We start from the raw sequence: 23,272 nt of genomic DNA on the forward strand, positions 1-23,272 counted from the left end.
GGATGGTGTCAATTATTACTGCTGGTTCATACGAATCTACCGATTTATGCTTCAAACCATGACAGTTAACCAAAAGAGGATCTTATGCAGCGACGCAGCATGCTGACAACAGGACTGGCCTTGGGGCTGGGGGCCTGGGGACTGAGCGGCTGTGCTTTTATCTCCAAGCAGCAAGCAGCAGCAGCGAGAACATTGAGTGACGAGTTGGCGGCGCTGGAGATTCAGGCCCAGGGCCGATTCGGCCTGTATGTGCTGGATACCGTCAGCGGCGCCGAGGCGGGTTGGCGCGGCGATGAGCGCTTTCCCATGTGCAGCACCTTCAAGACCTTGTTGGCCGCACGCATGCTGTATCTGGCACAGCGAGATGAAATTCGACTGTGGCGCAAGCTCTATTACTCTCCTTCCGAAGTCGTGGCTTGGTCGCCGATATCCGAAAAACGCGCGGGTGCCAATGGCGGCATGACGGTGCAGGAACTGTGTGAAGCGATGGTGCTTGTCAGCGACAACACGGCGGCCAATGTGCTGCTGGAAGCCAGCGGCGGGCCGGCGGCGCTGACGCAATGGCTGCGCGAGCTGGGGGACGGTACCACCCGGCTGGACCGCAACGAGCCTTCGCTGAACACTGCGCTGCCCGGCGATGAACGCGACACAACGACGCCGCAAGCCATGGTGCAAAGTCTGCAGAAGCTGCTGCTGGGCGATGTGCTGGAGGGCTATGCCCGCGCCCTGTTGCAGCAATGGCTGGTGGACAGCCGTACCGGTGACAAGCGCGTGCGCGCCGGCATGCCCGGCGACTGGAAAGTGGGCGGCAAGACAGGCAGCGGCGAGAGGGGCACGGCTTGCGACACTCTCATCGTCTGGCCTACCGCACAATCTGCGCCGCTGCTGGTGACGGCGTATCTAACCGGCAGCCCGCTCGATGGGGCGGGGCGCGAAGCCGTGTTGGCCAGGGCTGGCGAAGCGATCAAACGCTGGTATTACACGATCTGAAGCAGCGGCGGTCATTTCGATCGTGGGCAAGGATCTTGCATGCCTGCAGACTTTGGGGTCGCGCTGTTACAGAAGCCTAACCGTCCACTCGATTGCAGTCCGCAGGACGTTCTGTGGGCTTGCCTTTCAGGCTTGAGGTTTGCTGCCAGGCAGGGCAGGGGGCTGGCCAATCACAAGTCCTGTCCGAGCCTTGCGCTTGAACTTGGGTGGGCCCGGCTGCAGTTGTTGCGCCTGAATGGCTGATTGCAGGAGATGACCCGGGGCGGAACTCACCCAGTCGCGCCAGCGATGCAGACGCAAGCTCAAAGTTTGTCGCGACGCCGGCTCTGCATTGATGCGAAGAGGCGTCGAGATCTGTCATTTAATGAGATTGATTCTCATTTTCTGATAGAGTCTGCGCTTTCCCGCTCCGTAGCTGCATGTTTTGCGGCCGATTCCAGAGCCTGGGCGGCATGCCTCGCAAGAGGTCGAGGTGTACCCGTGGTTGCGCACTATTACGCAGAACTCGTCAGTTTCTTTGCTCGCTCGCTCAATAGCCGGGATGCGGCTGCGGATGTCGTGCAGGAAAGCTATGCCCGCGTCTTTGCCATGCAGTCGCGAGAGCTTGCGGTACGGGATTTGCGAGCACTGCTGTTTCGTACCGGCAAGAACATTGTGATCGACGATGCGCGCCGCAGCGCTGCAGAAGCACGCATGCTGGAAACCCTGGCGGTGGTGGGGGCCGACGAGGTGCCCTCGGCCGAGCGTCAGGTGCAAGGGCGACAGCAACTGGTCTTGCTGTCACGGCGCCTGGAAGCCATGCCGCGCAAGCGTCGCGAGGTGTTTGTGCTGGTGCGCATCTATGGCTTCAGCCATGCCGAGGCAGCAGCGCATATGAGTATCAGCGAAGCCGCCATCGAAAAACATGTGGTGCGTGCCGTCTGCGATTGCATGGGGCTCAAGTCATGAAGGCCGAGATGCCCGAGCGCAAACGGCTGGAATACGCCTTGTTGCTGATTGCTCGCCAGCATGGCGCAAGTACCGAAGCAGCGCAGGTAGCGGCAGAGGCGCTGGAACGCTGGCGTGCCAGTGAGCCCGCGAATGAACTGGCGGCCCAGGCTGCCATGGCGGGCTGGGCGCAGACCGATGGCAGTGCTTTGCAAGGCGATATGCCCATGCCCGCCACCCAGTCGGCGCGTGCGCAGCAGACGCGCCGTCGCGCGCTGTCCGTGCTGGGGGTGGCTGGTGTGGCAGGCCTTGCCGGCATGCTCGGCCGCTGGCATTGGCTGCAACCACTGGAGCAAATCGCGCTGCATACAGGCCATGGACAGCAATTGAGCCGCCATCTGGCCGATGGCAGCCAGCTCGATCTGGCGCCTGGCACCGATGCCTCGGTGATGCTCTACCGTCAGCGCCGCGAGATCCATCTGCGCCAGGGCGAAATTCGGCTCGACGTGGCCCATGATGCACAGAGGCCGTTGGAGGTCCACACGGCCCTGGGCCGGGTGCGTGTGCTGGGTACGGTTTTCTCTGTGGCCCTTCGGCCTACCGGCCTGCAGGTCAGCGTCGCCCAGGGCCGTGTGGCCGTGTGGCAGCAAGCCCGCATGGCGGATCAGTACCCCGATGCCATGCTGGGCGCCGGCCAAGGCCTGCGCATCTATGCAGGCGGCGAGCTCGCGCACTACTCGCTCAATGCTTCGGATGTGGGGGCCTGGCGCGAAGGCTGGCTGGTGTTCGACCGCACGCCGCTGACCGAAGTCGTGGCGCGTTCGAATGACTACCTGGCTCAGTCAATGGTGTTGGACGATGGGGCTTCTTTGCAATCCCTGCGATTGACGGGCAGCTTCAAGCTGCGCGAGCCTGCCATCTTCATTGCCAGCCTGTCGCGCTCCCTGCCGGTGCGCGTGGAGCAACTGGCCGATGGCCGCACCGTCATCCGTCGGCGCTGACGGCCGGCAAGGCCGGATGAAAATTTTTGTCCGGTACAAGCTATTTCATGCGTCTTCACTGTGAAAGCACTTAGACAAGCACTTCACAGGATGCATTTGATGAAAAGAAATCACTCTCATTTTTCTTCTGTTCAAGAGGAGGGGATGGCTGCGGGTTCGCATTGCGGAGGTCTGCGCGCAGTGGCTTTGGCCAGTGCCATGGCCTGTCTGGCTTGGTCAGCTCTGGCGGTATTACCGACGGCTCATGCCCAGGTCGCCAGCAGCCAGACCATGTCCACCTCGCGCAGCCTGAGCCTGCCTGCGCAGCCGCTGGGACAAGCATTGAATGCACTGGCCCGCATCTGGGGGTGTCGGTCTCGGTTGACGCTGCATTGGTGGAAGGCCGCACGGCGCCGGCGTTGCAGGGCGTGCAGACCTTGAACGAGGCGCTGGCCAAGGCGCTTGCGGGGAGCGGACTGGAGGCCTTTCCTGTCGGGGCGGCCATCACCGTGCGTCGCCACAGCAGCCAGACCGGCATGCTGGGCGAGGTGACGGTGACGGCCCTGGCCCAGCGTGAAGCCACGGAAGGCAGCGGCTCGTATGCCGCCTCGCATGTGTCCCTGGGCAAAGGGCAGGACATCCGCGAGACACCGCAGTCGATCTCGGTGGTGACGCGCCAGCGCATTGAAGATCAGGCCATGAGCAATGTGGGGGAGGTGATGCAGCAGACCACCGGCGTGGCGGTGGACTATGGCGGTGCGGGAGGGTTGGGCGGTGCGGCCACCAAGTTTCTGTCGCGGGGCTTCGAGATCAGCAATGTGCAGATCGACGGAGCCAGCGTGGACGCTTTCAGCCAGCAACTGTTCGACCCCAATCTGGCCATGTATGACAGCGTGCAGGTGGTGCGCGGCGCCAACGGCCTGTTCAGCGGCAATGGGGAGCCTGGCGGTGCCATCAATCTGGTGCGCAAGCGTCCCACGGCGCAAAAGCAGATTCTGGGCTCGGTGGGCGTCGGCAGCTGGAGTCGCAAACAGGCCGAGCTGGATGTTGCGGGTCCATTGAATGAAGCAGGGAGCCTGCGTGGTCGTGCTGTGCTCGCGCATTCTGACAAGGACTTCTTCTATCGCGGAGCGGAATCGCGCAACAGCTTGCTCTACGGTATTCTGGAGGCCGATGTGACAAGCTCCACCCGTGTGAGTCTGGGAGCCAGCTACGACAAGCTCAGGGCCACTCCCTGGCGCGAAGGCCTGCCGCGTGCCGCCAATGGCGACGATCTGAAGCTGTCTCGCAAAACTGCGCTGATGGCGGGCTGGAGCCACTATGACAAGAGCGCCAAGGAGGTCTTTGCGCAGCTCGACCAGCAGCTGGCGGGAGACTGGAAGCTAAAGGCCCAGCTCAATTATCAGAAGGTGGACAGCGATGCGCGGCTGGCCAGCCTCAGCGGAGCCGTTGACCCTGCAACAGGTCTTGGCGCCAACTGGACCGGCTTTTCCAACGACTTTCGTTCGGAGAAAAAAAGCCTGGATGTGCATGCCAGCGGCCCGTTCTCGCTGTTCGGTCGCAAACACCGCTTGCTGCTCGGCGCGGACTGGAGCAAGGTCCGTGACGATCAGGACACCTATTACTCCGAGATGAATACGCCGCTGTCTCTGACCAATGTCTATGAGTTCGATCCCGGCAGAATTCCCCCTGCGGTACGCGAACGCATGACGCGCAGCTATCCCGGCTACGGCGCTACTCAAAAAGGCTTTTATGGTCGTGCCAACCTGAGCCTGACGGATCAGCTCACTGCCATTGTCGGAGGACGTTATGCCAGCTACTCCTACGACACGCCATACATCAACTACAACGCCGATGGCAGTGTTCGGGCCAGCGGTCGCGAGTACTACAGCGAAAGCGGCATCTTCACCCCCTATGCGGGCCTGGTGTATGACCTGGGCAACCAGTGGACGGCCTATGGCAGCGTGACCGAGATCCACAAGTCGCAGGCCAATATGCTGGCCGGGCCGGCACCGGGGGCCGCGCTGGACCCGATCAAAGGCCGCAGCTTCGAGCTGGGCATGAAGGGGGAACTCGCCGATGGCAAGCTCAATACAGCGCTGGCCCTTTACCGTATCGAGCGCAAGGGGCAGGCGGTGCGTGATCCGCGTTATCCGGAAACGGATGTGGGGAATCTGGGCCTGAGCTGCTGCTATGTCGCGCAGGGCAAGATCATCAGCCAGGGGCTGGACATGGAAGTGACCGGTCAGCTGGCGCAGGGCTGGCAGTTGTTTGCCGGCTATACCTACAACCACAATCGCAACAAGACCGACCCGTCGCAACTGGTCTATAGCTCCATCACACCCAAGCACCTGTTCAAGCTGTGGAGCACGTATCAGTTGCAGGGTCAGCTCTCGCCATGGACGGTGGGCGGTGGCGTGACGCTGCAAAGCGCCACCTATGTCAGCGGCACGGCCAACAGCTACAACCCGGCATCGGGCCAATACGATGGCAATGCCGTTCCCTTCCGCTTCACCCAGGCCGGCTACGCCGTCTGGGGCGCCAGCGTGCAATACCGCATCAATCGCAACTGGTCGGCTGCGCTCAATGTGCACAATCTGTTCGACAAGACTTACTACAAGACGGTTGGGACCTCGGGCAGCGGCAACTGGTATGGCGAGCCGCGTAGCGTGCTGTTGACCTTGCGTGGCGCGTTCTGAGCGGGCTGACATGAGCGGCAAGCCAGCATCCGGGCCCGGACTTCGCCAGACCATGTCATGGCTGCACACCTGGTGCGGCCTGGTGTGCGGCTGGCTGCTCTGCGCCATTTTTCTCACGGGCTCGATCAGCGTGTTCCGTGAGTCCATCACGCTATGGATGCAGGGGCTGCCACTGGAAGGCAGCGGCCAGCAGGCGCTTTCTCCGCAAGAGCGTCTGCAGGCCTTGCTGCTGGCCGAGCAGCATCTGAGCAAGACGGCGCCGGATGCCAGTATCTGGCGCATCGGTCTGCCGCTGCACACAGGCGATGGGGTCAAGGTATTCGCGCGTGCCCAGGACGGCGATCTGCAGGCCAGCCTAGATGTCCAGACGGGCGAAGTCCTGCCAGAGCCTGCCATGCGTCAGACCGAAGGCGGTCGGCATTTCATGTCCTTTCACTATTCCTTGCAGGGCGGTATCGCTGGCTTCTGGGTGGTGGGACTGGTGTCCATGTGCATGCTGGTGGCGCTGGTTTCGGGCGTGATTGTGCACCGGCGCATCTTTCAGGGCTTCTTTACCTTCCGGCCCGGCAAGGGCCAGCGTTCCTGGCTGGATGCACACAATGCGTCGGCCGTGCTCACGCTGCCGTTTCTGTTCATGATCGTCTACACGGGACTCGCGCATTTCTACACCAGCTATATGCCCTGGCCGCTGCAATCGCTGTATGGGCAGGACCGTTCGGCCTACAGCCGCTACGAGTCCGAGTTGAACGCCAGATCCGAGGCGAATACACCCTCGAATGCACCAGCCATTGCAGTTGTGGACCTTGTCAGCCTTGCGCAGCAGGCCCAGTCCCTGCTGACGGAGCCTGTCGTGGGCGTGGTGGTGCAACGACCTGAGGGTGCGCCGGCCACGATACGCTTCACGGAAGGCAAGCCGGATACGGCAGTGACGCGCCGAATGGTCAACAGCGCCAATTCAGTGACATTCGATGCCGTCGACGGCGAGCTGCTGCAGCTATCCGCCAGTTCGCCGTCCAGTAGTTTTGCAAGCGATACCTATCCCGTCATCAGCGCGCTGCATCTGGTCACCTTTGGTGGCTGGGCGATGAAGTGGCTGTACTTTGTCCTGGGCCTGGTCGGCACGGCAATGATTGCCAGCGGATCGATCTTGTTTGTGGTCAAGCGCCGTGCAAGAAGCGGTTATGAATGGGGCGCGGCGACGCCCTCCATGTACCGCTGCATTGATGCGCTCAATGTGGCGGCACTGGCAGGCTCGGCGCTGGCGTCCATTGCCTATCTGTATGGCAATCGTCTGCTGCCTCTGGTGCTGGAGGCGCGTTCCAGCTGGGAAATCCGTGTGTTCTTTGCGGTCTGGGTCCTGAGCCTGCTGCATGCGCTGCTGCGCACGGCGCGCCAGGCCTGGTGCGAACAGCTATGGATGCTGGCCTTGCTGTGTCTGGGCTTGCCGCTGCTCAATGTCATGACTACAGGCCAGCACCTGCTGCTGTACCTGGCGCAGGGCGATGGTCAGCGGGCAGGGCTGGAGCTGACCTGCATGGCGCTGGGCCTGCTGGTCGCCTGGGGCGCATGGCGGCATGAAAAGTCGCAGCGTAGCAAGAACATGGCGCAGTTGCGTGCGGGCCGTGGCGTTGTCTCAGGAGGTCTCACATGAAAGCGGCGGCAATGACCAAGGCTCAGACCAGGCGCCATCGCTGGGCCGTGTTGCTGCGCGTGCTGATGGCCACGCTGGGCGGCTATGCGCTCACGGCGCTGGCCTGCGCCGTGATGGCCCAGGTGCTTGTGGCCTTGGGCGCTATGCAGCGTGCACCTGCCGTGCTGCTTTCCACCTTGCTCAGCTTTGTGCTCTACACCGCAGTGACGCTCTGGGCCTTCCATGTGCGCAGCCTGCTGCGCGTGATGGCATGGATGGCGGGCTCGGCAGCCCTGCTGACAGCTGCGCTGCAGGCGCTGAAAGGTGTAGCATGAGTCTGTGGCAGATGATGGCCTGCGCCCTGGCGCTGTGCTTGGCAGGCATGCTGGTGCTGAGCCAGGCCATGGACAGGCATTGCGATCAGCTTGTATCGCGTGGCGAGCCCGGGCCGGCGCTGCGGGTCGTGCTGCGCCTGGCGGGGGCGGCGCTGATGCTGCTCGCACTGTGGCTGTGCATGGGCTTGTGGGGTGCTGCGGTGGGAACCATCGTCTGGCTGGGCTGCCTCAGTGTGGCCGCGCTGGCACTCACATGGCTGCTCGCCTATGTGCCTGGGCCCGGTGCAGTGCTGGTGGCCATGGGAGGTCTGATCGCCTTGGCCGGGACGCTTTGGGTGGCATTCACGGGATGAGTTTACGGCATGAGGGCTGCCGGGTTGGAGCCAGCAGGCCCGGACACAGAGGCCTGTCACTGCCACGGCGGAGACGGGCCTGCGCGGCATGACCGCATGGGCATTCCCTCGGGCTTTAGCCGGGTGATTCGCAATAGATGTGCGACTCGGGCAATCGTTGTGGCTATTGCCGATCTGGCAAGCCCTTGGGCGGGCGCAGAATGTGGGTCTTCGCCCATTTTTGCAGCCGCCCCGAAACGATTCCCCGCCCATGCAGCAAGAGCCAGATTTCTTCCACAACCTCAATGAAGAGATGCGCGATGGAAAGCGCTGGCTGGAGCGGACGGTGGTGCTGGCCTATGCCGCGGCAGCGGGCCTGAGCGTGGTGGCTTTCACGCTGCTGGCCGAAGCGGCTTTCGGCTTTTTCGAGAGCATCTACCACGGCGTCCATGGCTGGCTGGTGCTGATCTGGATGCCGGCCATCACGGCGGCAGCGGTCTGGGCCACGCGCAAATGGGCTCCGGGTGCCAGCGGCTCGGGCATCCCGCAGGTGATTGCCACGCTGGAGCCATCGGTCGATGCCAGTCTGCGCAAGCGCTTTGTGTCGCTGTGGCTGTCGTTTGCCAAGATCGTGCTGTCCAGCGCGGGCTTTCTTGCGGGGCTGTCGATAGGGCGCGAAGGACCGTCGGTGCAGGTGGCTGCCGGTGTCATGCATTCGGCGCGGCGCTGGCTGGGCCCCAAGTCCGTCATCAATACCCATGCCTTGCTGGTGGCTGGCGGCGCGGCAGGTATTGCAGCAGCTTTCAACGCCCCGTTGGCGGGCGTGGTGTTTGCCATCGAGGAGCTCTCGCGCAAGCTGGAGTCGCGCTCCAGCGGTCTCATCATCGCAGCCATTGTGCTGGCCGGTCTGATGGGGGTCTCGGTCTTCGGCAACCTGAGCTACTTTGGCCGCATCCGCGTGGCCGAACTCGGCTGGCGTGACCTGCTGCCTTGTCTTGCCGTGGCGCTGACCTGCGGCGTGCTGGGCGGCCTGTTCGCCAAGCTCATGACCCACTCGCTGACCTCGTCCACCGAGCGCCTTAACAAGCTCAGGTCACGCTTTCCGATCCGCTTTGCCGCAGTGCTGGCCCTGCTGATTGCCGTCATCGGCGTGGTCACCGGTGGCGCCACCTTTGGTGCGGGCTCCGAAGCCGTCAAGCATATGTTGCAGGGCGAGGCCGATGTGCCCGAGTTCTATGTCACGCTCAAATTCATCGCCACCTGGCTATCGGCCTGGGTGGGCGTACCCGGCGGTATCTTTGCGCCCTCGCTGTCGATTGGTGCAGGCGTGGGGAATAACGTTGCATCGATTGTTGGAACTACGGATATAGCTCCTGCATTGATAGCGATGGGCATGGCTGCCTTTCTGGCGGCGGTCACCCAGGCGCCACTGACGGCTTTCATCATCGTCATGGAGATGGTGGACGGCCATGCACTGGTGCTGAGCCTCATGGCATCGGCCATGATCGCCAGCATGATCTCGCGCATGATTGCGCGGCCTCTGTATGAATCGCTTGCCCTGCACATGCTCCAAGTGGCAAGGGCCTCTTTGCCCAAGGAGCCGGAGCCAGAAGCCGCTGCGGCTCCGGCGGAGTCCACGCAGCCAGTGGCGCTGGATGAGTCATCCGAGCCTGACTCACTGCAAAAATCGCGTCAAGTCTAGGCTGTCAGTTGAATCCATGGGCAGCGTCTACGAGGAATTGAACTAGCTTGGGCCAGCGGTGGTGATGCTTGGGTGAAGTCAGGAGTTCAGTTGATCCTGAGCGCGCGGCGCAACCGGTGAGCCGTGCCTGCAGGCTCGTTGAGAGAGTCGCAGCGCATGGCGTTTCAAGCCCTAGCCTGAGCGAAGAGTCGCACGCAGTCTATTGACGCTGGATGCCGGACGGCAGTAGGAGTATTTCCGCCAACCCCTATATAAAGGCGTGAGGCGACCCATAGTGCTTCTCAGAGTGGCAAGTGTTATCGGGCAAGGTCTGGGGTTGATGCCATCCACTTTACCTACGTGGGGGTCGAAGCACAAACATGCGCCAAGTCGCTCTTTTTATCGCCATGGCCTGGACTGGCTGTGCTCACGCAATACAGCCTGTCGAGGCGGGAATCCAGCCTTTGCTCGACCGCCAGAAGGGCATGCTGCACGAGCAACCACAACTCAATAAGTTGCTTCAAAGCACGACCACCGAGCCGAAAGTCCGAGTGGATGCTTACCGTGAGTACCTGATGGTCGAGCTTGAGAGGCAAGAACTGGAATGTGATATTCAAAGAGCGAGAAGTTGGGCGAGCTCGCCATTGGTGATGTATGCGAGGCCTACGACTGAGACCACTTGCGGCGCTGGCCTGGCCTATCGTTCCGGCAAATCACCTCTTTCGACCTCCGAAGCTAAGCGTTAAGCAAGCGTTCTGGATACGACTGTCGCTAGCCGTCCCGGTTGGAACATGAGCGTCACAAGTGTCAGGACCATGGGCTTGGACAGTCCGGACAGTCAGGAGTACGCCTGCGGTATCAAGTGCGACCCGGTTTTCAGGTGTTACGCTTGTTTGCGCACCATCACATGCATGGCTCGTTCGCCCTGTCTCACTTCGGCGACCTCATAGCCAAGAGCCCGCATGTCCAAGCCTTGCCAGAGGTTTTCGCCGGCCCCCATCAACAGAGGACGTACAGCGAGGTGAATCTCATCGACCAGTCGCGCCTGCAGGAACTGTCGCACGGTGGCTACGCCGCCGCCTATGCGAATATCGCGATCACCTGCGGCTGCCTTGGCTTGCGCCAGCGCCGACGCAATGCCATCCGTGACGAAGTGAAAATCGGTGCCTCCCTGCATGCGCAGCGCGGGCCGCGCATGGTGGGTCAGGACAAATGCGGGCACGTGATAGGGTGGCTCATCGCCCCACCAGCCCTTCCAGCTTTCGTCGGGCCAAGGGCCGCGTATCGGGCCGAACATATTGCGCCCCAGAATCCACGCACCGATGTTCTCGAAGGAGCGTTCGGCCATCTGATTGTCGACACCTGTTTCGCCGATCTGAGACCTTCCATGCATACGCTGAAAGACTTGGGTGGGGAAGAACCACTCAAGGATCTCAGGCCCACCGATGCCGAGCGGGTTCTGCAAATCCTGGTTGGGTCCGGCGGAGTAACCGTCCAGCGAGATGCCGAAGCAGAGGACTTTGACTTTCATGACGGAACACCTTTCAGGTTGGAGAGCGATGATCGATGGCCTCGATATCAACGTCTGTACTTAGCGTTTCCACATGCCTCGGTCACCCGTCGCATTGTTGAGCTCAGGGTGCTGGGTCCGAAGCCGCGCCTGACCGCTGCTTTGGGCTGCCATCTGAATGGACGCTGCTGCAGCGGACTCAGTCATCCATCGCACTGCTCAGCTTGATCGCGACTCAAGCTATCCATTTTTCAACCGCATGACCCCACAAAGCCGCAGGCAGTACAGAACTGACAGCCATCTTTTTTGATCATGGCATGTGCTCCGCAGTCGGGACACTTTTGACCGCTGACGGAGGCATTGTTCTCGGGCGGAGATGCCGGCGTGGCCGCCGTGCTGGGCGCCGGCTGGGGCAGGCCGCGATTGGCGATGATGCTTTGAATCGCATAGGCCAGCAGCGCCACTTCGCTGTCATGCCAGAGCGGGATGCGGCTGCCGTCGTCACGCGTCCTGCTGCCGTAGCGCACCGGGCCGCGATCCCAGGCCACTTTGCGCAGATCGGCCAGGGCCTTGTCGAGAAAGCCGCCACGCGCGGCCAGGCTCAGGCTGCGCATGGTGGCCGTGATCCATTGCTGGCTCTCCCCGGTCTGGCCCACGGGCATGAAGAATTCGATGGGACGCTCCAAACCGTCGACCACCATGAAGCTGACGACCAGATAGAGACGCCGTATGCCGTCATGCGTGAAATACTCGATCTTGTCCACCACGGCATTGAGCGGACCCTCGGGGCGGCGCTCGATCACAGCCGTCATGCCGCTGCTGCTAACCGAGTTGATAGCAGCCTGCGATTTACCAGTAGGCGCTTGAGAGGGGGTGGGGGCTGAATCGGTAGACAGAACCGCGCCCAGCGTGTCGTTGGGACGGTAGGTAGCACAGCCTTTGAGGCCGACCTCCCAGCACTCCATATAGAGGTGCTTGAAGTCCTCGAAGGGATAGTCGGCCGGGATGTTGACGGTCTTTGAAATCGATGTGTCGATAAAGGGCTGCACGCAGCGCATCATGGCCACATGCTCGCTGGCGCTCAGCTCCAGCGCACTGACAAAGCAGTCGGGCAGCGGTGCCTCGTCGCCGTGCATGGCTTTGTACAGGCGGTAGGCATGGTCCTGTACGGTGTAGAACTGCTCGCCGCCATCGGTCGTGCGCTTTTTGCGCGTATAGGTCCAGGAAAAAGCGGGCTCGATGCCGTTGGACGCATTGTCGGCAAAGGCCAGTGATACCGTGCCCGTGGGGGCGATGGACAGCAGATGGCTGTTACGCAGCCCATGTTTTTTGATGGCAGCGCGCAACTCCTTGGGCAAGCGTTTGGCAAAGCCGCTTTTCAGATACTGCTTGGCGTTGAACAGCGGGAAGACACCTTTTTCCCGTGCCAGCTCCACCGACGCGGCATAAGCCGCATCGCGCATGGCGCGAGCTATTGATGCGGCCTGCTGCAGGCCTGCATCGCTGGCGTAATGCAGGCCCAGCAGAATCAAGGCGTCGCCCAGCCCAGTGAAGCCCACGCCGATGCGGCGCTTTTGCTGTGCCTCGCGCTGCTGCTCGGGCAAGGGCCAGACGGTGGCGTCCAGCACATTGTCCAGCATGCGCACCTGAACCGCGACGGCGGCGCGAAAGGCCTCCATATCGAAGAAAGCCTGAGGTGTGAACGCCTCGCGCACAAAGCGCGTGAGTATGACCGGGCCCAGATCGCAGCAGCCATAGGGCGGCAGGGGCTGCTCGCCGCAGGGATTGGTGGCGGCAATCTGCTCGGCATACCAGAGGTTGTTGTCGGCGTTGATGTTGTCGAGAAAAAGAATGCCGGGCTCGGCGAAGTCGTAGGCCGAGCGCATGATGGCATCCCACAGCGCGCGCGCGGGCTGGCTTTTATAGACCCAGAGGCCATCGTCGCGGCGATGGGCGCCGGCCTGTATCTGTGCCTCGCTGGGACTGGCGACATGCACCAGCTCCCATTGGGCATCGTCCCTGACCGCCTGCATGAATGCGCTGCTCACTCCCACAGACACATTGAAATTGTTCCAGCGGCCTTTTTGTCGCTTAGCGGTGATGAATTCCAGTACATCGGGGTGGTCAATGCGCAGCACACCCATCTGGGCTCCGCGGCGCGCACCGGCCGACTCCACCGTGGTACAGGATGCATCGAAGACATCGATGAAGGAGCAGGGGCCCGACGCAAAGGAGTTGGTGCCGCGCACCAGCGCACCGCGTGGTCGCAGATTGGAGAAGTCATAACCCACGCCGCCACCGCGGCGCATGGTCTCGGCTGCCTGAGAAAGCGCTGTGTAGATGCCGGGGTTTCCCTGGGTGTCGAAACCATTGGTGGCGTCGGCGACGGGCTGCACAAAGCAGTTGATCAACGTGGCCTTGGTGTCCAGCCCCGCCGCTGCCATGATGCGGCCAGCACCGATGGCACCGCGCTGCAGATTGACCAGAAATTGCTGCTCCCAATGCGTCTGAAGCTCAGGCTGTTCAACAGCTGCCAGGGCTCGTGCCACGCGGGCAAACAGCTCTTGCTCGGATTGCTCGCCGTCGGCCAGATATTTCTCGGCCAGCACATCCTGGCTGATGGCCTGAGGAGGGAGTGTATTCATGGCATGCCTCATGCTAATCGGATGTCGACTTTGTAGCGCAGACTGCTTGGTGGTGCTGTGACGCAGCGCAACATCGACGATGCACCAAGTGCCCAGAAGCCTCCATCGGCACAACGGGCCTGCCCCCAAAATTGTGACAGACCCGCTGAAAATAGACGGAAAAGACCGAGTCGGCGTATGAGGGAGGGCACCGCGCAGGCCGAGCTTCAAACGGTATCGGCCGACAAGAGGGAGACGCGACGATCTATCGAAGGCTATGCGCGGGTCTGAATCATGTCCCCCTCAAAGCGCGCAGCGGCATTCACGACCGCCATCACCGATGCGGTGACGATGTTCGCGTGCATGCCTACGCCAAACCGTGAGCCGGGCACGCCAGGCCATGCGGCTTCGATGATGGCAACGGCACAGGCGTCGGCGCCGTTGCCCAGGCTGCGCTCTTCGTAGCTGTCGATGCGCAGCGGCAACTCCAGTGCAGCGACGGTGGCTGCAATAGGGCCGTTGCCGATGCCTTTGTGCAGCCTGGGTTGCCCGTCGGCATCGTGCCAGTGCAGTTCGATACCCTGGCCTTGCGGGCTGTCGAACAGGCGGTGGCTTTCATAACGCAGTGACCGGGACCCGGCTTGGGCATGCAGGTAGGTGGCTTCGAACAGCTCCCAGATCTGTGCGCTGCTAAGCTCGGTTTCGCTGCTGTCGGCCCAGGCCTGGACGATGGCGCTGAACTCGATCTGCATGCGCCGCGGCATGATGATGCCCCTGTCCTTCTGCAGCAGGAAGGCAATACCGCCCTTTCCGGACTGGCTGTTGACGCGCACGATGCTGTCATAGGTACGTCCCAGGTCCTGCGGGTCTATGGGTAAATAGGGTACGCGCCATGGGGCGTCGGGTTGTTGCGCCGCAAAGCCCTTGGCAATCGCATCCTGGTGCGAGCCCGAAAAAGCCGTGAACACCAGATCGCCCACATAGGGGTGGCGCGGATGTATGGGCAGGGCTGTAGAGGCTTCGGCGATGCGAGCCACGGCAGCGATGTCGGAGAAATCCAGGCCCGGAACAATGCCCTGGGTGTATAGGTTCAGAGCCAGCGTCACCAGATCCACATTGCCGCTGCGCTCGCCGTTGCCGAACAAACAGCCTTCCACACGCTGGGCGCCGGCCAGCAGGGCCTGCTCGGCACAGGCCACGCCGGTGCCTCTGTCGTTGTGGGGGTGTACCGAAAGCGTGATGTGCTCGCGCCGTGCCAGACGCCGGTCCATCCATTCGATCTGGTCGGCAAACACATTGGCGGTGGAAACCTCCACCGTGGTCGGCAGGTTGATGATCATGGGGCGCTTAGGACCGGCATCCCAGGCTGCAATGGCGACATTGCACACGGCCAGGGAAACGTCCAGCTCGGCCATGCAAAAGGTTTCCGGGGAGTACTGCAGCACCCATTCGGTTTCGGGGTGCTGCCCGGTCAGTTGCCTGAGGTAGCGTACATGGTGCTCCACCATGGCAATGATCTGCGGCACTTCCATGCCAAAGACGATTTCGCGGAAGGCTGGTGCCACGGCGTTGTACAGATGCACGATCACGCGGCGTGCGCCGGCCACGCTGCGCACCGTGGTGGCAATCAGGTCCTCACGCAGTTGGGTGATGACCATGGGTGTGACGTCGTGCGGAATCAGTTGCGCTTCGATGAGGTGGCGCACGATGTCGAAGTCGGTCTGGGAAGCGGAGGGGAAGCCGATTTCAATTTCCTTGAAACCGATGGCGACCAGTTCCTCGAACAGTCGCAGCTTGCGCTCGCGGTTCATGGGTTCGAACAGCGCCTGGTTGCCGTCGCGCAAATCGGTCGAAAGCCATACGGGCGCTTGCGTCAACGTACGGGCAGGCCATTGGCGGGTGGGCAAGTCCACAACGGGAAATGCGCGGTATTTGTTAGAGGGATCAGCCAGCATAGAGACCTTGGAATGGGTTGCAACAATCACCTGGTCTCCCTGCCCGGATGGAGCTGGCTAAGGCCGGGGTCTGGGAAGACCAGGATGGGACCATGCGCGAACGCGTGCATGCAGACCCCGACCAGATGTCAGAGCCAGTAGGCGTAGCGAAAGCGGGTGGCAGTGTTTCACGGCAAAAGTGCGGGTTGATGCAGACAGTGGGGCTACTTTATGTCGTCAACGGTATAGACTTCTATCGATAGATATTCATTTGTTGTAGAGATTTGGACATCTCATGGGTTTTGCCTCCCCCGAACATGGCGCGCATGCGCTGGATTTGCAGCATGCCCAGGCCTCTCCACTGCCTGTCACGGGCGTGGAACAGCGCTATCCGCCCGGTCATGTGGTGCCGCAGCACAGCCACGCGCGCGGCCATCTCATTTATGCCTCGGAAGGCGTGTTGCTGGTCGAGTCCCCCTGCGGGCAATGGCTGGTTCCACCCACCACGGCGGTGTGGCTGCGCCCGGGCATGCTGCACAGAATCACGGCGACCACGGCGGTGCGAGCCTTTGGCCTGTTCATTGAGGAGGCATGGTCGGCACGCCTGCCGGCCCGGGACTGCGTGCTCCATGTCTCGCCGCTGGTCAGGGAGCTGATGGCGGCGCTTGTCGACTTGCCCCATCAGGGACCGCATCGCCCGCGCGATGCGCTGCTGGGTGATCTGCTGCTGGAGGAGTTGCAGGCTCTGGCGCCGCTGCCGTATTACCTGCCCTGGCCTGAAGATGCGCTGATGCGACGCATCTGCGAGAGCATGCTGGATGCACCGGCGCAGCGCACCACGGTGGAAGCCCTGGCCCAGCAGCACGCGCTGACGCCCAAGACGCTGCACCGTCGATTTCTGAAAAGCACCGGGATGAACTGGGGCCGGTGGTATCAGCAGATGCGGCTGATGGCTTCCATCCCCCAGTTGCTGCAGGGCATGCCCATCACCACCGTGGCGCTGGAAAGCGGCTATGAAAGCCATAGTGCATACACGGCTGCTTTCCGCAAACAGTTCGGCCGCCCGCCGTCGGAATTTGCGGCTGCGGCAGACAGAGCGGTGCCACGTTAGCCGGCCTTGCTGCACCCAGAGCCGCGGCTTGCTCCGCCTGTGCCTGCTGCACGCATCTTTTGCTCCACCCAAAAAAATAGCTTCCAACGCTTGTTCATCAAGCGCTGAAAGCCATTTTTAATGATGAAGGCGAATTAGAGCTTCTTCACCAGTACCTGGCTCTTGCGGCCCCAGTTGTATTTGGCCTTGCGGGCCTCCGGCAGCCATTCGGGCTCCACGGGCTGAAAGCCGCGCTTGATGAACCAGTGCATGGTTCGCGTGGTCAGCACAAACATGGTTTCGCAGCCCAGGGCGCGTGCGCGCTGTTCGATGCGTTTGAGCAGCTTCTCGCCATCGCCCGTGCCCTGGCTCTTGGGCGAGACGGTGACGGCGGCCATTTCGGCGGTCTTGGCTTCGAGATAGGGGTGCAGGGCAGCACAGCCGAAGATCACGCCATCGTGTTCGATGACGGTGTAACTGGCGATGTCGCGTTCGATCTCGGTGCGGTCGCGCTTGACCAGCGTGCCGTCGCGCTCGAAGGGTTCGATAAGCTGAATGATGCCGCCCACGTCGTCGATCGTGGCCTCGCGCAGTTCTTCGAGCTTTTCGTCAATGACCATGGTGCCGATGCCGTCGTGCACATAGATCTCCAGCAGCAGCGCTCCGTCGGTCGAAAAGGGCAGAATATGGCTGCGCTCCACGCCATGCTCGCAGGCGCGTACGCAGTGCTGCAGATAAAAGCCCACATCGGTAGGTTGCTGTGCAGGCGGGAGCTGGGCCAGCAGGCGGCGCGCGGCGTCCAGCGGCAGCTCGGTATCGATGGGGTTGTTCTCGTCGGCCGGGCCGTTGGGGTCCATGCGAACGCCAGGCACTTCGGTCAGGAACAGCAGCTTGTCGGCCTTGAGCTCGATGGCTACGCGGGTGGCCACTTCTTCCATGCTGAGATTGAAGGCCTCGCCCGTGGGCGAGAAACCGAAGGGCGAGACCAGCACCATGGCTTCTGAGTCGAGGGCGCTGCGAATGCCTTCCACGTCGACCTTGCGCACCAGACCGGAGTGCATGAAATCCACACCGTCGACGATGCCCACGGGGCGGGCCGTGAGGAAGTTGCCCGAAATCACGCGCACGCGCGCGCCGGCCATGGGCGTGTTGGGAAGACCCTGGCTGAAGGCGGCTTCGATCTCGTAGCGCAGCTGGCCGGCCGCTTCCTGGGCACAGTCCAGCGCGATGGAGTCGGTGACTCGCATGCCGTTGTAATAGCGCGGCTCCTGGCCCTTGAGGCGCAACTGCTCGTTGACCTGGGGGCGGAAGCCGTGCACCAGCACGATCTTGACGCCCATGGCCTGGATCATGGCCAGATCCTGGACGATGGAGCTGAGCTTGCCCGCATCAATGGCTTCACCGGTCAGGCCCACCACAAAGGTCTGGTGTCGGAACTTGTGGATATAGGGGGCCACAGACCGGAACCAGGGAACAAAGGTGAAATTGAAGACGGTGGACATGGCAGTGCGCGAAAACCTCGAAAAGCGGGAAAAAAGGCCTGCGTCGGGTATTACGCAGGCCTGAGGCGCAAAGTGTAGCGGTTACTCGCTTGCCTTAGCTGGTTGTTGCAGGGTTTTGTGCGCGCTGATCGCGCAGTTTGTGGCTTTTGTGGCGTGAAGTTTTCAAAAAAAGACGGCTTGTATTTGAGCAGAGCTCCTGGTGGCAGTCAGCGTCGAACCCATGTGAGGCAAAGCTGGACACTCGGTCAATCGTCCGGTTGCCGTTTGCGCAGATCTTTCCGTACGGCTCATTTCATGGCGCATCTCTCGACCACGTCGAGAAGGGGCCAGCTCAAGATTGTCAATCTAAGCATCATGGGGAGGGCACATGCCCTCTGCAGGTCATTGCCGTCCCCGTGGATTAGATCAAAGATGTCGAGACTACTTTCAGGATATCTCGCCGGAGAGGCGAATCCGAACCCCTGTTGAAGCCCTCACATGCTGCCGCCCATCATGGGCAGGATCATGCGCACGATTCGAATGATGGCCGGACCCAGAACCACCATGATGATGGCCGGGAAGATGCAGGTCACCAGCGGCAGCAGCATCTTGGTGGGGATCTTGGCAGCGAGCTCTTCGGCGCGCATCTGCCGTTTGTGGCGTAGATCATCCGAGAAAACCCGGAGCGATTCGCCTATGCTGGTACCAAATCGGTCTGCCTGCGTCAGCATGGCCGTAAAAGTGTGAATCTCATCTACACCGGTGCGGGCCGCCAGATTTCGCAAGGATTTTTCGCGAGTGCTGCCAGCTCGCATTTCCAGGTTGGTCCAGTGGAGCTCCTCTGCGAGGGCTTCACTTTTGATGCGAATTTCATCGGTTACCTTGCCCAGAGCGGCATCCAGGCCCATGCCCGCTTCTACGCAGACCAGCATCAAATCAGCGGCATCGGGAAAGTTTTCAAAGATCTCGCGCTTGCGGCGCGAGGCCATCCAGCGCAGAACCAGATTCGGCAGGTAGCAGGCCACAAGAGCGGTCACCAAGGGGAAGAACAATAGCTGGGTGCTATCTGCCTTGCTGGTTGCCCGCATGAGCGAGTACACCGCCAGCCCCAAAGCAATAGGCAGCAGCGTTTTGACTCCAAAGTACAGCAGTGGTGCACTCTCGTGGCGGATGCCGGCATTCAGAAAGCGCAGCCGCAATGGCGTTGCATCACTGTCTTTGGTGGGTGACGACAGGTGTGCAAATGGGCCGACCAGCTTGACGACTGTTTCTGTCCACCCCTTGTCTTGAGAGGTGGGGGTAAGTGACTGTAAGCGTCGCTCGGCGACTGTTGGTGTTGCCCAGAAGAACAAGGCTCCAGCAGCCAGCATGACGGCGGTGAAAGTGAGCAGGGCGACGATCAACATGGAGGACTCCTTGCGTTTCAGATGGACTCATACCCTGATACGGGCGATGCGGCGCAGCAGCAACAGGCCTATGACCATCAGTGCGGCCAACCATTTCAAAATGGTGATGCCAATAGGGTCAGTCCAGAGCGGATGCATGAATTCCGGATTCATTAGATTGAGCAGAGCGGCCAGTCCAAATGGCATCAAACCCAGGAACCAGGCCGACATTCGCCCGTCTGCGGAGAGCACGCGGACCTTGGCATGGAGCTTGAGCCGCTCGCGGATCAGGCGACTCAGGTTGCTGAGCATCTCGGTGAGGTTGCCGCCAGATTCGCGCTGTATGAGTACGGCGACGATGAAGTAGCGCAGATCTGTGATCGGTACCCGCTCACCCAGATTGGTCAAGGCCTGCTGTAGCGATGTGCCATAGTTGATCTCGTCATGCACCAGGCGGAACTCGTCGGCGATAGGTTCGGTCAGTTCCTCTCCAGCCATTTGCAGGCTTGCGGAAAATGCATGGCCTGCGCGCAATGCGCGCGCTATAAGGTCCAGCGCTTCTGGGAGTTGGTGCTCCATACGTTTCAGGCGCTGCAGTCTTTTGCGTTGCAGAAACAGCCATGGAAGGGAACCCAGCACCAAACTCGAAAGCACGCCCAGCTCCATAGACTGGCGAAGCATCATGGTCGTCAGCATACCTAGCGCAAACAGCATCGCACTGCCTAGCATCAAGCCCGAAACCGTCCAGTCCAGGCCTGATTGAACAATGAAGCGGTCTAGCTGATGTGCGCGCGGCATGGTTTGCAGCACACGCTGCATTCTGGGCATATCGCTAAGTACGCGCTCCTTGACCAGCTTGGTCGGATTGCTGTTGTCATCGGCTGCTGACAAGGCTCTGAGCCGGCGCTCAAGCCGCTTTGCCTCAGGACTCTTGTACTTCTTCCAGATCGTGTGCAGTGCTTCCAGTAGCAGGAGTACTGCTACAAACACCAGACCGATGATTACCAGGATCGAGTGGGAAGAAAAAAAGGACGGCATGGCGGCACCTTTTTGCGGAGTTCATTGATAGTGGCGTTCTGGAGCGAAGATGCTGTCGGGCAACGCAATGCCGAAGCCTTTTAGCCGATCGGCGAATTTGGGTCTGACACCCGTGGCGTGGAAGTACCCCTGGACTTCGCCGTTGGCGCCGACCCCGGTCTGGGTGAAGGCAAAGATCTCCTGCATGGTCACCACATCCCCCTCCATGCCCGTGATCTCCTGGATGCTGGTGATCTTGCGTTTGCCATCCGTGAGCCGGAGTGCCTGCACGACTACCGTTATGGCCGATGCAATCTGTTGACGTGCGGCCTGGTGCGGCAGATTGAGGCCTGCCATGCCGACCATGTTCTCGAGCCGTGCCAAGGAGTCGCGTGGCGTATTGGCATGGATGGTCGTCAATGATCCTTCGTGGCCGGTGTTCATGGCCTGCAGCATGTCTACCGCTTCGGCGCCCCGGACTTCGCCGATGATGATGCGGTCAGGGCGCATGCGCAGTGCGTTACGGACAAGGGATCGCTGCGTGATTTCGCCACGGCCCTCTATATTGGGCGGGCGCGTTTCCATGCGCACCACATGAGGCTGCTGCAGTTGCAGCTCGGCCGCATCCTCGATGGTGACCACGCGTTCCGCTGCTGGAATATAGCTAGAGAGAATGTTGAGCAGCGTTGTCTTGCCGGCCCCGGTGCCGCCAGAGATGATCATGTTCACCTTGGCCTTGGCCAGAGCCTCAAGAACCAGGGCCATGCCAGGTGTCAGGCTTTTGAGATCGTTGATCAGATTTTCCATGCGCAAAGGGATGCGTGCAAAGCGCCGGATCGACATCATGGGTCCATCAAGGGCCACGGGCGGGATGACCGCATTCACGCGCGAACCATCTGGCAGGCGGGCATCGACCATGGGGCTGGATTCGTCGATGCGCCGGCCTATGCGTGAAACGATCTTGTCAATGATGCGCAGCAAATGCTTTTCATCGGTAAAGACAACGGGCGTCAACTCCAGTCGGCCCTGGCGCTCCACATAGATCTGATCGTAGCGATTGACGAGGATGTCCGATACCGAAGGGTCGGCCATCAGCAGCTCGAGTGGACCGAAACCCAGCATCTCGTGCTGGATATCTCGGATCAGCATTTTTCTTTCAAGATCGTTGATGGCCGCGGAGTCCTCGGTCAGTAGGCGCTCGGTCATGGTCGCAATTTCTTGCTGCAGTGTCTGCACGGATACTGCATCCAGGGCAGCAAGATCAAACCGCTCCAGCAGCTTGGCATGAATGCGGCTTCTGAGTGCCAGATAGGCCGCAGAGTGACCATAGATGGGGGTGGATGGCGGAGGAGGCTCTGCTGCGGGCATGGCCGACATATCTGTGGACTCAGACACGACCTGAAGCAGAGGCTTGGGCGTGCGTGTCGATGGCGCGGTCAAGAAATCTCGTAGTGACATGACAGTCTCCTTCTGCAATACGGATGCCTACGCCCGGCGAAAGAGCCGGTTCAAAAAATTACCGTTTTCTTCATGAGTTCGAGGTGACAGTGCATCGGCCCAGGCCGTCAGCTCGCGCACCACGCTGCTACTGCGAGCGGATTCGGCCAGCGGTGCTCCAGCGTTGATGGCTGCTTGTACTTCCTGGGCAGAGTCGGGAATGCTGCGCCATTGCTGCTCCAGGCCCAGGGTCTTGCGCACTTCAGACAGACCGATTTCGCTGCGCCTGTCCACCCTGTTCAGCACCGGATGCAGGCGGCTTTCCGGGTAGCCCAGATCGTGGAACATGCGCAGCAGCTTTTGCGCATTGCGCACGGCGGGTACGTTGGGCAGCAGCACAGGAACAATGCACTGCGCTTTGTCGAGCACGCGCAGAGCCAATGGGTCCAGCACGCGCCCCATGTCCAGCAGCACGAAGTCGTAGTGCGTGGCAGCCAGTTGCACGATGGCCTCAATATGCCCGGGCTCCACTTCCATGGCATGCATGACATCTTCGGGGGCCGCCAGCACATGCAGACGCGGTGTGATCTTTACCGTGCTGGCCGTGAGAAAAGAGGCGTCAAGGCGGTGAAGGTCACGTGCCACATCCGCCAATGTCGAGCTTGGCTTGCCTTCATGCAGATAGGGAAGCGCATCGCCAAACTGCAGATTCAGGTCGATCAACAGCACGGAGTGCTTTTGCGCCAGCGCCCAGCCCAGATTGGTGGCCAGGAAAGTGGCGCCGGCACCGCCCTTGCAGGGCAGAAAGGCCATGACTTGCCCTTGTGCACGGTTGGGGGGGCTGTCCTGCAGTTTGCCGGCAAGGCGCTGAACGGCATCGGCCAGCGCCTGCGGCGGCGGTGGCGATGGCAGAACCTCGCGCACGCCCGCCCGCATGGATTGCAGCAGAAACTCTGGTGTCTGCTGGGCGCACAGCAGCACCACGGCCATGCGTGGGTGATGGGTGGTTACCTGTTCCACCGGGGCCAGGTCTGCGGGGTCGCAGCACATACCATCGACGATCATCAGATCCGGCAGCTCCTGCTCGGCGATTGTGGGCATGCGGGTCTTGCCACCCTCGAAGGTCTGCACCTGATGGGATTGCTCTTGCAGCACATGGGCCATCTCGCGGAGATGGGCCGTGCTGGGGGAGATGATGGCGATTTTCATACGAATTCTCC

At 61.3% G+C, this 23,272-nt stretch carries 17 protein-coding genes and 1 pseudogene; 10 read left to right on the plus strand and 8 right to left on the minus strand.

Annotated elements, in window-relative coordinates:
• The first annotated feature begins 99 nt into the window (after nt 1-99).
• From bla to AAIL66_RS04170, 9 genes and pseudogenes are all read left to right on the plus strand, one after another.
• On the plus strand, nt 100-990 hold the full coding sequence (gene bla, locus AAIL66_RS04130; protein WP_233425132.1) for a class A beta-lactamase: 891 nt from the start codon (nt 100-102) through the stop codon (nt 988-990).
• 480 nt (nt 991-1,470) lie between these two features.
• A complete protein-coding gene (locus AAIL66_RS04135; RefSeq protein ID WP_343496069.1) occupies nt 1,471-1,938 on the plus strand; it encodes a sigma-70 family RNA polymerase sigma factor in 468 nt (155 codons plus the stop codon).
• On the plus strand, nt 1,935-2,918 hold the full coding sequence (locus AAIL66_RS04140) for a FecR domain-containing protein (RefSeq protein WP_343496070.1): 984 nt from the start codon (nt 1,935-1,937) through the stop codon (nt 2,916-2,918). The genes AAIL66_RS04135 and AAIL66_RS04140 overlap by 4 nt, the downstream gene beginning before the upstream one ends.
• Before the next feature lie 90 nt (nt 2,919-3,008).
• Nucleotides 3,009-5,596: pseudogene (locus tag AAIL66_RS04145) on the plus strand (TonB-dependent siderophore receptor).
• 10 nt (nt 5,597-5,606) lie between these two features.
• Nucleotides 5,607-7,247 carry a PepSY-associated TM helix domain-containing protein gene (locus AAIL66_RS04150; protein WP_343496071.1) on the plus strand — a complete coding sequence of 547 codons (1,641 nt, stop codon included), beginning with the start codon at nt 5,607-5,609 and terminating at the stop codon, nt 7,245-7,247.
• Nucleotides 7,244-7,561, plus strand: a complete 318-nt coding sequence (locus AAIL66_RS04155) for a hypothetical protein (RefSeq protein ID WP_233425131.1) — start codon at nt 7,244-7,246, stop codon at nt 7,559-7,561. Before AAIL66_RS04150 ends, AAIL66_RS04155 begins: the two co-directional genes overlap by 4 nt.
• The gene (locus AAIL66_RS04160; RefSeq protein ID WP_045838979.1) at nt 7,558-7,914 is read left to right on the plus strand and encodes a DUF3325 domain-containing protein; all 357 of its coding nucleotides are present in this window, start codon (nt 7,558-7,560) and stop codon (nt 7,912-7,914) included. The genes AAIL66_RS04155 and AAIL66_RS04160 overlap by 4 nt, the downstream gene beginning before the upstream one ends.
• A 250-nt stretch (nt 7,915-8,164) precedes the next feature.
• Complete coding sequence (locus tag AAIL66_RS04165; RefSeq protein ID WP_034352091.1) at nt 8,165-9,595, plus strand: chloride channel protein; 1,431 nt, start codon at nt 8,165-8,167, stop codon at nt 9,593-9,595.
• A 359-nt stretch (nt 9,596-9,954) separates the two neighbouring features.
• Nucleotides 9,955-10,320 (plus strand): hypothetical protein, encoded by a 366-nt coding sequence (locus AAIL66_RS04170; RefSeq protein WP_343496072.1) that lies wholly within the window; start codon nt 9,955-9,957, stop codon nt 10,318-10,320.
• A gap of 137 nt (nt 10,321-10,457) precedes the next feature.
• Here the strand turns inward: AAIL66_RS04170 and AAIL66_RS04175 are convergent, their stop codons facing one another.
• From AAIL66_RS04175 to AAIL66_RS04185, 3 genes are all read right to left on the minus strand, one after another.
• Nucleotides 10,458-11,105, minus strand: coding sequence for a dihydrofolate reductase family protein (locus AAIL66_RS04175; RefSeq protein WP_045838978.1), 648 nt, complete (start codon nt 11,103-11,105; stop codon nt 10,458-10,460).
• A 230-nt stretch (nt 11,106-11,335) separates the two neighbouring features.
• Nucleotides 11,336-13,729, minus strand: coding sequence for an adenosylcobalamin-dependent ribonucleoside-diphosphate reductase (locus AAIL66_RS04180; protein WP_045838977.1), 2,394 nt, complete (start codon nt 13,727-13,729; stop codon nt 11,336-11,338).
• A gap of 254 nt (nt 13,730-13,983) precedes the next feature.
• Nucleotides 13,984-15,663 (minus strand): 2-isopropylmalate synthase, encoded by a 1,680-nt coding sequence (locus tag AAIL66_RS04185; protein WP_343496182.1) that lies wholly within the window; start codon nt 15,661-15,663, stop codon nt 13,984-13,986.
• 274 nt (nt 15,664-15,937) lie between these two features.
• Between AAIL66_RS04185 and AAIL66_RS04190 the strand changes: the two genes are divergently transcribed.
• Nucleotides 15,938-16,753, plus strand: coding sequence for a helix-turn-helix transcriptional regulator (locus AAIL66_RS04190; protein ID WP_045838975.1), 816 nt, complete (start codon nt 15,938-15,940; stop codon nt 16,751-16,753).
• A 134-nt stretch (nt 16,754-16,887) separates the two neighbouring features.
• Here AAIL66_RS04190 and argA read toward each other — a convergent pair whose 3' ends face one another.
• From argA to AAIL66_RS04215, 5 genes are all read right to left on the minus strand, one after another.
• Complete coding sequence (argA, locus tag AAIL66_RS04195) at nt 16,888-18,234, minus strand: amino-acid N-acetyltransferase (protein ID WP_034393853.1); 1,347 nt, start codon at nt 18,232-18,234, stop codon at nt 16,888-16,890.
• A gap of 473 nt (nt 18,235-18,707) precedes the next feature.
• Entirely contained in the window at nt 18,708-19,619 is a 912-nt protein-coding gene (locus AAIL66_RS04200) for a type II secretion system F family protein (RefSeq protein ID WP_034408032.1), read from the minus strand.
• Nucleotides 19,620-19,646: 27 nt separating this feature from the next.
• Nucleotides 19,647-20,636: a type II secretion system F family protein gene (locus AAIL66_RS04205; protein ID WP_343496073.1), complete on the minus strand. Its 990-nt coding sequence runs from the start codon at nt 20,634-20,636 to the stop codon at nt 19,647-19,649.
• Nucleotides 20,637-20,657: 21 nt separating this feature from the next.
• Nucleotides 20,658-21,983 (minus strand): CpaF family protein, encoded by a 1,326-nt coding sequence (locus tag AAIL66_RS04210; RefSeq protein WP_343496183.1) that lies wholly within the window; start codon nt 21,981-21,983, stop codon nt 20,658-20,660.
• 117 nt (nt 21,984-22,100) lie between these two features.
• A complete protein-coding gene (locus AAIL66_RS04215) occupies nt 22,101-23,261 on the minus strand; it encodes an AAA family ATPase (protein ID WP_343496074.1) in 1,161 nt (386 codons plus the stop codon).
• Between the last annotated feature and the right edge of the window lie 11 nt (nt 23,262-23,272).

It is taken from the genome of Comamonas sp. F1-6, from assembly GCF_039581415.1.
Lineage (GTDB): Bacteria > Pseudomonadota > Gammaproteobacteria > Burkholderiales > Burkholderiaceae_C > Comamonas > Comamonas thiooxydans.

What these genes read in the sequence shown, in the direction of transcription:
- AAIL66_RS04155 (WP_233425131.1), top strand. Translation starts at nt 7,244, where the DNA reads ATGAAAGCGGCGGCAATGACCAAGGCTCAGACCAGGCGCCATCGCTGG.
- AAIL66_RS04165 (WP_034352091.1), top strand. Translation starts at nt 8,165, where the DNA reads ATGCAGCAAGAGCCAGATTTCTTCCACAACCTCAATGAAGAGATGCGC.
- AAIL66_RS04185 (WP_343496182.1), bottom strand. Translation starts at nt 15,663, where the DNA reads ATGCTGGCTGATCCCTCTAACAAATACCGCGCATTTCCCGTTGTGGAC.
- AAIL66_RS04175 (WP_045838978.1), bottom strand. Translation starts at nt 11,105, where the DNA reads ATGAAAGTCAAAGTCCTCTGCTTCGGCATCTCGCTGGACGGTTACTCC.
- bla (WP_233425132.1), top strand. Translation starts at nt 100, where the DNA reads ATGCTGACAACAGGACTGGCCTTGGGGCTGGGGGCCTGGGGACTGAGC.
- AAIL66_RS04180 (WP_045838977.1), bottom strand. Translation starts at nt 13,729, where the DNA reads ATGAATACACTCCCTCCTCAGGCCATCAGCCAGGATGTGCTGGCCGAG.
- AAIL66_RS04190 (WP_045838975.1), top strand. Translation starts at nt 15,938, where the DNA reads ATGGGTTTTGCCTCCCCCGAACATGGCGCGCATGCGCTGGATTTGCAG.
- AAIL66_RS04150 (WP_343496071.1), top strand. Translation starts at nt 5,607, where the DNA reads ATGAGCGGCAAGCCAGCATCCGGGCCCGGACTTCGCCAGACCATGTCA.
- AAIL66_RS04160 (WP_045838979.1), top strand. Translation starts at nt 7,558, where the DNA reads ATGAGTCTGTGGCAGATGATGGCCTGCGCCCTGGCGCTGTGCTTGGCA.
- AAIL66_RS04210 (WP_343496183.1), bottom strand. Translation starts at nt 21,983, where the DNA reads ATGCCCGCAGCAGAGCCTCCTCCGCCATCCACCCCCATCTATGGTCAC.
- AAIL66_RS04170 (WP_343496072.1), top strand. Translation starts at nt 9,955, where the DNA reads ATGCGCCAAGTCGCTCTTTTTATCGCCATGGCCTGGACTGGCTGTGCT.
- argA (WP_034393853.1), bottom strand. Translation starts at nt 18,234, where the DNA reads ATGTCCACCGTCTTCAATTTCACCTTTGTTCCCTGGTTCCGGTCTGTG.
- AAIL66_RS04215 (WP_343496074.1), bottom strand. Translation starts at nt 23,261, where the DNA reads ATGAAAATCGCCATCATCTCCCCCAGCACGGCCCATCTCCGCGAGATG.
- AAIL66_RS04140 (WP_343496070.1), top strand. Translation starts at nt 1,935, where the DNA reads ATGAAGGCCGAGATGCCCGAGCGCAAACGGCTGGAATACGCCTTGTTG.
- AAIL66_RS04200 (WP_034408032.1), bottom strand. Translation starts at nt 19,619, where the DNA reads ATGTTGATCGTCGCCCTGCTCACTTTCACCGCCGTCATGCTGGCTGCT.
- AAIL66_RS04205 (WP_343496073.1), bottom strand. Translation starts at nt 20,636, where the DNA reads ATGCCGTCCTTTTTTTCTTCCCACTCGATCCTGGTAATCATCGGTCTG.